Origin of the sequence: Paenibacillus sp. FSL P2-0173, from assembly GCF_038008045.1 — a bacterium.
In the GTDB taxonomy this organism is placed as follows: domain Bacteria; phylum Bacillota; class Bacilli; order Paenibacillales; family Paenibacillaceae; genus Paenibacillus; species Paenibacillus polymyxa_B.
The window spans coordinates 2,261,373-2,271,052 of the sequence record NZ_JBBOYK010000001.1; the positions used below are offsets into that span (position 1 = coordinate 2,261,373).

Sequence of the window (9,680 nt, forward strand, 5' to 3'; positions counted from 1 at the left end):
CAAGACTTGCTCGCATACAAACTTTGCTGTTATTCAGACTACATTGATTATCACAACCTGAGGCTACTTCGCTTTTAGGCTTTCTTCATCAAATTGGAACTGAACTGTATACCAGTGATCATACGGCACTCCGCCAAGAACCAAACCAGGCACAATGACGTGTGTGTAAGCACCAATTTTCTGAGACAAGTCCCCTACCTCGAATTGAACGACACGTGTATCGCCGGATGTCGAGATTACTTCCACATCTTTCAGGGTACCGTTTTGCTCTACTTGGAGAGCTGGCATCCAAGAGCTATTTTTCAAGGTCACTTGGATATAGCGCTTGTCTCCCTTTTCAATCAGTGTGGCTGGCTTGTCGAGATAACCGTCCATAACGGAAGCTTCACTCGTTTTTTCTTTAAATACGTTGTAATTAATCGTGTATTGCTTCTCGGAAGCCGTTTGAGCCAGTTGCTCAACTACTGGTTTTTTTTCTGTCACAGGTGTGGTCGTTTCTGCTGCCTTGTCCGTAGAGGCCGCTGTCGGTTCAGTAGCGGTTGCAGTTGTAGCTGCATTGACTCCCTCACCTTTAAGCGATGCACGGTCAAATTGAATCTGTCCGCCGAATTTCTCATTTAGAATGTATTTCTCAGGCAGATATACCTGTGTGTACACACTCAACTTTTTATCCAGATCAGGCACTTCGAACGCAATAGTGTGCGTATCACCTTTGGTGTCCGAACCCATAATCGTCGGATTGGCATAACGGCCTTCAAAATCCGTTTGGAACAGCTTCAAAGCCTGGTTGTCCGTAACGGTTACATGAGCCTGAACCTTCCCATTTTTCACAATCAACTTCGCTAGACTCTGTACAAAAGGAGCCGCTAGAGAATCCTTGTCCGTTCCGTTCGCCAGCACACGGAAGTTCGCACTGTACTCTCCATCCGCTAAGTTGTTTTTCCCTTGCTCTACTTCGTCTGCTTTAGTTTCGTTGTAGTAAGAAACATCACTGGTGTTAAATTTAAATTCAAAATCGTATACCTTCTCTACCCGATCCTCAGTCTTAAAGACCATCGGAGTGGCACTTGCCACTTTAGGGGCTTCATAGACAACCAGTTGGCCTTTTACATTGTTTTTAAAGTCATTCACGCTAAAACGAACGTGCTTCGTATTGCTTGCTGCATCTTCCTGTGTCACTTCTGCGTCTCGGTAGTCCCCGCTTGCGTTGTCCCAAATGCGCAGCGCCTTCACTTCATTACTGTTTTGCAGCTTCAGACCTACAAACCGTTTGTCGCCTTCCACGACCAATTGCGCCGATTCGTCAGTGATGAAGCGTTGAGCCGGAGAATCCACTCCTGTGGAACCATCAGACAAAACGATACTGAATTTCAAAGCATATTTACCATTGGCAAGCTTGTCGAAATCCAATTTAACAATGGGATCAGCTGCACCCGAAGAGGAAGGCTCGACAAAGCTGCGAATGGTAGCAGGCTCGAATTGATACTGCACATCATATACGTGGTCATAAGGGATGCCACCCAAATCCAATCCAGGTACGATGACATGCGTATTTACTGTCACTTTATCCGACAGATTGGGTACTTCGAATTGTACTGTTCTTGTATCTGCGGAGCTCGATTGATCGACAACCTGAGCCTCTGCACCATTTACTTTGAACGTTTTAATCCAACTGCTCTTGTCCATTTTGATCTGAATCACATTTTTACCGGACTGTCTTAACAGCGTGGCTGGTTTCTGCATATAGCCATCCATCACAGATATTTCATTGCTTCCATTTTTGAGTACGGAGAAATCAATGCTGTATCTGCCGTTTTCAGTCACGGGAGTTGTGCCGCCGTCTGTTCCTTTTACTGCAATGCTGCTGCGGTCAAATTGAAGACGAAGCTTATGATCCATCTCATAAACCCCACCTGGATAGGTCGTGCTCACATGTACCTGTGCATTCATAATAGCGTCCAAATCGGCCACTTTGAATTTCACAACACGTGTGTCCGCTTTCTTGTCCACGCTTACGATATCTGCATCTGTTAACGTTCCGTTTTGTTCTGTTTTGAACTCCGTCACTGTGGCGCTGTCTTTGATCGTGAAGGAAGCTTCATACTTGCCTTTTGATACCGTCAGTGTTGCCGGAGATAATAAATATTGCGCCATTGCCGATTTTTGATCTTTTGTTGCGTGCAATGCATTGAACTGGATCGAATACGTTCCATCAGCTAAAACTTTTCCAGGCGTACCTGGCGTCCCAGGATCAACCGGGGATGTTGCATTAGTGATGCTACTCTTATCAAATTGCAGACGAAGTTTATGATCCATCTCATAAACCCCACCTGGATAGGTCGTGCTCACATGTACTTGTGCATTCAAAATAGCGTCCAAATCCGCTACTTTGAATTTCACAACACGTGTATTAGCATTCTTGTCCTCACTTACAATATCCGCATCCGTTAACGTTCCGTTTTGTTCTGTTTTGAACTCCGTTACTGTGGTGCTGTCTTTAATGGTGAAGGAAACTTCTTTTTGCCCTTTCGATACCGTCAAAGTCGCTGGAGACAACAGATATTGTGCCATGGCTGACGATTGATCTTTTGTGGCATGCAGTGCGTTAAAGTTAATCGAGTACGTTCCATCCGCCAAATCTGATGGTGCGGGTACAGAAGCCAGCTGAAGATCTACATTATAAGTATGCACGTAGCCCAGCTCAGGCCAGTTGATGCTTACCCATGCGCTTAACTTAGCAGGTATTTCTTTAACCTCGAATTCAATAACTCGTGTATTCGCAGTTTTGTCTTCACTTACTGTAGCAACATTAGTTAATAGTCCATTTTGTTCTACCTTAAAGCCATCAATTTGCTTACTGTTTTTCAATGTAAAACGTACATACTTCTTGCCATTACGTTCAATCAAAGCGCCTGGTTTCTCTGTATAACCATCCATCATTGACTTTTCACTTGAACCGTCTTTTAACAGCGTGAAGTCCAGATTTGACGTTACTGGAGATGAACCGTTGTCCGTTCCCGAGATACTGTTTTTATCGAACTGAAGACGAAGTTTATGATCCATTTCATAAACCCCACCTGGATAGGTCGTGCTCACATGTACTTGTGCATTTAAAATCGCGTCCAAATCCGCTACTTTGAATTTCACAACACGCGTATTGGCTGTCTTGTCCTCACTTACAATATCCGCATCTGTTAACGTTCCGTTTTGTTCTGTTTTGAACTCCGTTACTGTGGTGCTGTCTTTAATGGTAAAGGAAACTTCTTTTTGCCCCTTCGATACCGTCAAAGTCGCTGGAGACAACAGATATTGTGCCATGGCTGACGATTGATCTTTTGTGGCATGCAGCGCGTTAAAGTTAATCGAGTACGTTCCATCCGCCAAATCTGATGGTACGGATACAGAAGCCAGCTGAAGATCTACATTATAAGTATTCACGTAGCCCAGCTCAGGCCAGTTGATGCTCACCCATGCGTTGAGCTTGGCAGGCAGATCTTTTACTTCAAACTCGATCATTCGTGTATTCGCAGTTTGATCTTCACTTACAACAGAGGTGTCGGTTAACACTCCATCTTGCTCTACCTTGAAACCATCAATCTGCTTACTGTTCTTTAATGTAAATTGGACATATCGTTTACCACCACGCTCAATTAGAGAGCCTGGTTTCTCCGTATACCCATCCATCATTGACTTTTCATTGCTTTCATCTTTCAAAAGGGTAAAGTCCAAATCAGCGAGTTTCTCTCCTGTATTAGGAGGCGTTACCGGTGGTGTTACAGGTGGAACCGTTGGATTCTCCGTTGAGTTTTTAAGTCTCAAACTGGAAGGATCAAACTCAATCCATTCCTTCACTGAACGGTCTGGATCGGTATCTACATACCATGGAGAACTGCTATTAAATCCAAACTCCGTATTTACATTTTGATGAAAATCATAAACATCGAAGCTTACAGTCCCGGAAGTTTTCCCAGAATCCACCTCTATTTTTGCGGGAACTGTTTCCCCGTTTTGTTCAACTAAAAATTTCGAAAGACCTTGAGATTCCGCAAACTTAAATGAAAAATGGTATTTTCCATCCTTAATGATCAAATCTCCAGGATAGGTATAGTTTGTTTTGAAGCTTGAATCCCTAGTGCTACCGCTGACTGTCTTTCTTAAAGGTTTGTAATCAATCAGGTATTCTCCATCTGCATAGGTCGCATCAGTAGTGGTCACAGCATTGGTAGGCTCAGCATATGTGCTGGGCACTTCTACCGGAATCTCATAAGTAGCATAAGTAGCACTAGTGACTGTAGTGCTTAAATCGGGCAAATTCAACGAAGTGAACTCATCCTCAGGTGTTGCTCCTACGTACGGTGAAAATAAAGAAAACAACATTAAAACAGCAGCAAATGTCGTTATAAATTTGTTAAATCGGCTTTTCAAGGTGATGTATCCCCCTACTTAAAATATACTCATTTGGAGCTTTGAAACTAAGCTCCAAATGAGTATTCAATTCAAAATTATATTTTCAAAAAGAAGTCTTAGATATCGCTGTCGTCGAATTGGAATTGAACCACATAGTCGTGATCGTACGGAATACCACCAGTGTATTCTGCAGGCACACTTACATGCAGTTTAACGTTCAATTTTTGAGACGGGCTAGTTACAGGGAATTCGACTATTCTTGTATCCCCTGATGTGCTTACTACAGTCGCATTCACATACTGACCGCTTTGTTGAGTTTTGAATTCAGTAACCCAAGCACTTTTGGTAATAGCTACTCTCACTTTATATTGACCATTCGTAACAATCAGTGTGGCTGGTTTTTTCACATAACCATTTGTATCCATGTAGGATGGCTGAGTGGTTCCATCTTTATAAACGGTATAAGGCAATTGATACGTTCCATTAGGCAAAGCCGCATTCGCTTTATTGGCAGAAAATGGAGCTAGTACCACAAAAACAAGCGCTGCCATCAGTACAGTAAGCATTACTTTTTTCAAAGACAATTTTTCCATACGATTCATAATCATGTTCATGTTTTTAATCTCCTTTTACGTTTTATTTTGGATTAGATTTCGTCGAATTGCAGTTGTACATCGTACTTGCCTGTGTAGCCGATTACTGGAATTGTGATTTCAGCGTAAGCATTCACTTTTGCATTCAGATCAGCAACTTCGAATTCCACTACACGAGTGTTGCTAGCAGTATCTGTGCTTACTACAGTCGCATCTTGCAGTACGCCATTTTGCTCTACTTTGAACGTTGTAATCAGATTGCTGCTTTTCACAGTCAGACGAACGACATTTTTGCCATTAGCTACCGTAACCTGAGCAGGCTTCGTCAGGTAGCTATCCAATCGAGAAGTTTCATTGGTTTGATCCTTCAAAACAGTATAGTCTACGTTATACGTGCCGTCGGCTGCTGCCGCTTTAGCTGAGAATGGAGCAACGAGTGCAAAAACAAGCGCTGTCATGATCAATGCTACAAATACCTTCTTAAAAGAAAATTGCTCAAAGCGATTCATTACCATATTCATATCTACACACACTCCTCAATTTTTTATGCTTGAATTTATGTTGATTTTATGAACGATAAAGATGGCTTGAATTTACTTCTTGGAAGATTTAGTTGATTTTGCTGACTGGACGGCTGCTATTTTTTTGACGCTTTTGGAATCAAAAGCGAAGCGGATCGTATAATCATGATCGTAGTTATACGCAGGGACAGTAACATGGATTTTAGAGATTAGCGGGCTGTTCACACTCGTAATTGGAAATTGTACGGTGCGGGTATCGGTTTTGGCATCCTTATGGATGACCTTTGTATCGATGATTTTGCCTTTGTAATCTACTTTAAACCCGGTTGTCCATTCGCTATGATTCAGCTTAATTTGCATGGTCATTTGACCTTTTTTTACATACAACTTAGCTGGTTTTTCAAAATAATCATTAGCCATGGACACCGAATCATTTTCTGCCTTGAGGATATTGTATTTGAGCGTGTATGTACCATCCGCCAATTTTGGAGAAGCCGCAGCGGCTACTACAGATGACGAAGTTGGCCAAAAGCTCAGCACACTCACCAGCAGAAACACAGCAATAATTGCAGAATACCCCTTCTTCATTATGACAGCAGTCCCTCCCCACGAGAATTTAAGTAATTGATTATCATTCTCAATTGATAATTAAAAAAAATAGCTCTTTTTGAGCCGTGTCTTCCCACCTTTCTATTCCAGAATTTCGCAAAATAAAGTAAACCCATCACCAATATATCTTACACTTTTCGAAAATGTCAATATGTATTTGCATGTACATAACCCCTTGATATATGCTATTTTTTAAGAAAAATTTGTAGTTCCTTCTTCTATAATTCGAATATATCCCTTTTATTTTTAGTTCAAAATTTATTTAAAATTTGTTTTTTTCAATTGACAATCCCCAGTGATATTCATTATCATTCTCTTATACATAAATGAAAATGATTATCATTATTGTTTAACTCAAAAATTGCAGGAGGAATAACATGAAATCTTATGTGTTGTGGTCGTCCGCAGCGCTTTTATTGGCATTTACGGGATGTAGTAATGGTGCCTCGACCGCAGATCACAAACCAACCAGTGCATCCGTATCTGCCACTTCTGGTACGACAAGCGGTGCGGCGATTCAAGTTACTGATTTTTCAAAACGGACGTTGGCGTTTCAAAAGGTCCCACAACATATCATTGCGCTCAGCAATGGCGATCTGGATATCATATACGCATTGGGTGGAACTGCCGTAGGCAGGCCCACCTCCAATGGAACTGCCGTCGTACCTGCTGCTGAGAATGTTCAGCAAGTAGGCTCCACTCATGAAGTCGATCTGGAGAAAATTACGATGCTCAAACCGGATGTCGTGCTAGGCAATTATCCTATGAATGAAAAAGACATTCCAGCCATTGAAGGAGTCGGTTCACAGCTGCTGCTGACGGGAGCCAATTCAGTTCACGATATTCAGTCGCAAATTACGCTGTTCGGACAATTACTGCAAAAGCAGGCTCAGGCCGTGAAGCTAAATCAGCAAATTGACCAACAAATAGCTAAGCTGCAAAAGGAAACCGCTTCTGCCTCCAAACCGAAGGTGTTGCTAGTATACGGAGCCCCGGCTACGTATATGGCGGCACTGCCGAATTCACTGAGTGGAAACATTCTGGAAGCTGCAGGTGGCTCCAACATCGCCGCTGATTTTCCGGGCCTGCAAAATTTCCCACAATACGCGCAGCTGAACACAGAACGCATCATACAGGCTGACCCTGACTACATCTTCATCATGACCCATGGCAATACGGAAGATGTTAAAGCCGCATTTATAAAGGAAATGCAGGAAAATGCAGCTTGGAACGGAATCCGAGCAGTCAAAAACAATCAGGTCGAGGTTTTACCTTCAGATCTGTTCGGTACGAATCCGGGCACACGTGTCACTAAAGCGCTGGATTTGATGCATCAAAAGCTGTATCCGGCGAAATAGGCGATGGAGATGAACAAACTACAGCGCGCCAGAAGACGCACCATCGCCTGGATTACCCTTCCGATTCTACTGCTGGCCGTCTCTGTGTACGGTCTGGCCTACGGTTCGGTGTCGATTCCACTTCAAGAAATTAATCATGTTTTGCTACATAATGATGATTCTACATATCGCACGATCCTGATGGATCTCCGGCTACCCAGAGTATTAGTAGGTTTACTCGTAGGAGCTTGTCTTGCAGCTTCCGGAGCACTTCTTCAAGGTGTTATGAAAAATCCATTGGCTGACCCTGGCATTATTGGTGTATCGGCTGGAGGTGGACTTGCCGCCGTCATTACCATGGTGATGCTTCCACAGCTTAGCTACCTTCTTCCGATAACCGCCTTTTTGGGAGCCTTTCTGAGCGCAATCGTCATTTATCTGCTGGCTTGGGACCGAGGGGCATCGCCTGTTAAAATTGTGCTCGCTGGCGTTGCGATCAACGCGCTGCTGGGCGCACTCACCAACGGCGTAATGGTCATGTACAGCGACCGCGTACAGGCCGTTCTTCCTTGGCTATCCGGCGGATTAAACGGAAGAAGTTGGCATCATCTAGAGTTCATGGCTCCTTACGCCATCATTGGATTAATCGCCTCTTTCTTTGCGATTAAACCTGCTAATCTACTGCTGCTGGGCGACGATTCAGCACAGCTGCTGGGCCAGCGAGTAGAGCTTCAACGCATGCTCATTATCCTGCTTTCTGCCCTGCTTGCCGGTACAGCAGTCAGTGTAGCCGGGTTGATCGGCTTTGTAGGACTGGTCGTTCCCCATGTCATACGGCTGCTGATCGGGGAAGATTATCGTTTCCTCCTTCCCCTTTCCATTGTGGGCGGCGGAACGCTGGTTGTTCTCGCAGATACGGTGGCGCGATCCTGGTTTGACCCGATTGAACTGCCTGTAGGTATTTTGCTGGCCGTCATCGGGGCACCGTTCTTCTTAATCCTGCTCAAGAAACGGGGGAATTTTGGATGACAGCCATTCAGGGTGAGCATATCTCCATACAACGTGGGTATTTCAAGCTGGACGATGTGAATATCACCTTGCCCGCTGGTCAGCTCACCGCGATCGTCGGACCGAACGGTTCAGGCAAGTCCACGCTTTTGCGGATCATGACCCGGCTGCTCAAGCAGGATCAGGGTCAGGTTTCCGTCCTCGGCAAGCCCGTGCAGGAATACAAGCGGCGTGATTTTGCCCAGACGATTACAATGCTACCGCAAATGAAGGATATGCTGCCGTTATTGACGGTCCGCGAGCTGGTCGCTTACGGAAGATCTCCTCATGCCAAGGGCTTGAGGGTACGCCATACCGGACAGGACCAGCAAATCGTGGACCATGTCATGAAGATCACGGGCATCCAGCCCTATGCAGATCGGATGTTCCATACTCTATCGGGAGGTGAACAACAAAAAGCACGAATTGCAATGGCCTTGGCCCAACAAACGGATATTCTTTTGCTCGATGAACCGACTACTTTTCTGGATATCGCCCACCAATTTGAAGTTATGGATATGCTGCGGCGTATCAATCACGAGTCCGGCTTGACGATTGTTATGGTACTGCATGATTTGCAGCAAGCTGCGGCCTATTGTCATCATATGATTGCGCTTAAAAAGGGACGAATCGCCGTTGCCGGCGAACCCCGTGAGATTTTGACGTCTGCTTTTCTTCGCGACATTTATGAAATGAACGCTACCATCAAATTTGAGAATGGCTATCCGGTTATTATACCGACCATACCACATCATTCAGGAGGAATTTAATATGGTTATCGTTACAAATACATCTAAAATCACACCGGGCAATGCACATCTACTCATCGAAAGATTTAACAAAGAAGGAAAAGTTGAAAAAATGGAAGGTTTTCTCGGTCTGGAAGTGCTGCTGACTGAAAACACGAAGGATTATGAGGAAGTAACGATCAGTACACGCTGGAAAGAAAAGGAGAACTTCCAAGGCTGGACGAAAAGCGAAGCGTTCCGCGAATCCCATAGCCACCGTCAAATTCCGGACTATATTATTGAAAATAAAATCACGTTCTATGAAGTTAAAATCGTTCGTCATCCCATCGCCAACAGCGATTCCTCTTTGGCGAGTGATACGGAAGCAGTTTAATCCTGCATCACAGCCTAAAAACAAAAAAAGCGACTCCGCAGACA

Annotated in this window: 8 protein-coding genes; 4 read left to right on the plus strand and 4 right to left on the minus strand. The window is 44.1% G+C overall.

The annotated features are described in order from the left end of the window. Positions 1–63: 63 nt before the first annotated feature. From MKX30_RS10170 to isdC, 4 genes are all read right to left on the minus strand, one after another. Positions 64–4,425, minus strand: coding sequence for an NEAT domain-containing protein (locus tag MKX30_RS10170; protein ID WP_341062781.1), 4,362 nt, complete (start codon positions 4,423–4,425; stop codon positions 64–66). A gap of 98 nt (positions 4,426–4,523) precedes the next feature. Then, a complete protein-coding gene (locus tag MKX30_RS10175) occupies positions 4,524–5,021 on the minus strand; it encodes an NEAT domain-containing protein (RefSeq protein WP_053326092.1) in 498 nt (165 codons plus the stop codon). A gap of 32 nt (positions 5,022–5,053) precedes the next feature. Next, complete coding sequence (locus MKX30_RS10180; protein ID WP_029519187.1) at positions 5,054–5,521, minus strand: NEAT domain-containing protein; 468 nt, start codon at positions 5,519–5,521, stop codon at positions 5,054–5,056. Between the two features lie 72 nt (positions 5,522–5,593). Beyond that, a complete protein-coding gene (isdC, locus tag MKX30_RS10185) occupies positions 5,594–6,109 on the minus strand; it encodes a heme uptake protein IsdC (protein WP_028541839.1) in 516 nt (171 codons plus the stop codon). A 398-nt stretch (positions 6,110–6,507) separates the two neighbouring features. On the opposite strand from isdC, the gene MKX30_RS10190 reads away from it, so the two are divergent. From MKX30_RS10190 to isdG, 4 genes are read left to right on the plus strand one after another with little or no spacing between them, the layout of a single operon-like run. After that, positions 6,508–7,488 carry an ABC transporter substrate-binding protein gene (locus MKX30_RS10190; protein WP_341062782.1) on the plus strand — a complete coding sequence of 327 codons (981 nt, stop codon included), beginning with the start codon at positions 6,508–6,510 and terminating at the stop codon, positions 7,486–7,488. Between the two features lie 9 nt (positions 7,489–7,497). Then, entirely contained in the window at positions 7,498–8,496 is a 999-nt protein-coding gene (locus MKX30_RS10195; protein WP_341062783.1) for a FecCD family ABC transporter permease, read from the plus strand. Beyond that, positions 8,493–9,284: an ABC transporter ATP-binding protein gene (locus tag MKX30_RS10200; protein ID WP_110455567.1), complete on the plus strand. Its 792-nt coding sequence runs from the start codon at positions 8,493–8,495 to the stop codon at positions 9,282–9,284. The genes MKX30_RS10195 and MKX30_RS10200 overlap by 4 nt, the downstream gene beginning before the upstream one ends. 1 nt (position 9,285) lies before the next feature. Next, positions 9,286–9,636, plus strand: a complete 351-nt coding sequence (gene isdG / locus MKX30_RS10205; protein ID WP_023990297.1) for a heme oxygenase — start codon at positions 9,286–9,288, stop codon at positions 9,634–9,636. The last annotated feature ends 44 nt before the right edge of the window (positions 9,637–9,680 follow it).

What these genes read in the sequence shown, in the direction of transcription:
- MKX30_RS10190 (WP_341062782.1), top strand. Translation starts at nt 6,508, where the DNA reads ATGAAATCTTATGTGTTGTGGTCGTCCGCAGCGCTTTTATTGGCATTT.
- MKX30_RS10200 (WP_110455567.1), top strand. Translation starts at nt 8,493, where the DNA reads ATGACAGCCATTCAGGGTGAGCATATCTCCATACAACGTGGGTATTTC.
- MKX30_RS10195 (WP_341062783.1), top strand. Translation starts at nt 7,498, where the DNA reads ATGAACAAACTACAGCGCGCCAGAAGACGCACCATCGCCTGGATTACC.
- MKX30_RS10180 (WP_029519187.1), bottom strand. Translation starts at nt 5,521, where the DNA reads ATGAATATGGTAATGAATCGCTTTGAGCAATTTTCTTTTAAGAAGGTA.
- isdC (WP_028541839.1), bottom strand. Translation starts at nt 6,109, where the DNA reads ATGAAGAAGGGGTATTCTGCAATTATTGCTGTGTTTCTGCTGGTGAGT.
- isdG (WP_023990297.1), top strand. Translation starts at nt 9,286, where the DNA reads ATGGTTATCGTTACAAATACATCTAAAATCACACCGGGCAATGCACAT.
- MKX30_RS10175 (WP_053326092.1), bottom strand. Translation starts at nt 5,021, where the DNA reads ATGAACATGATTATGAATCGTATGGAAAAATTGTCTTTGAAAAAAGTA.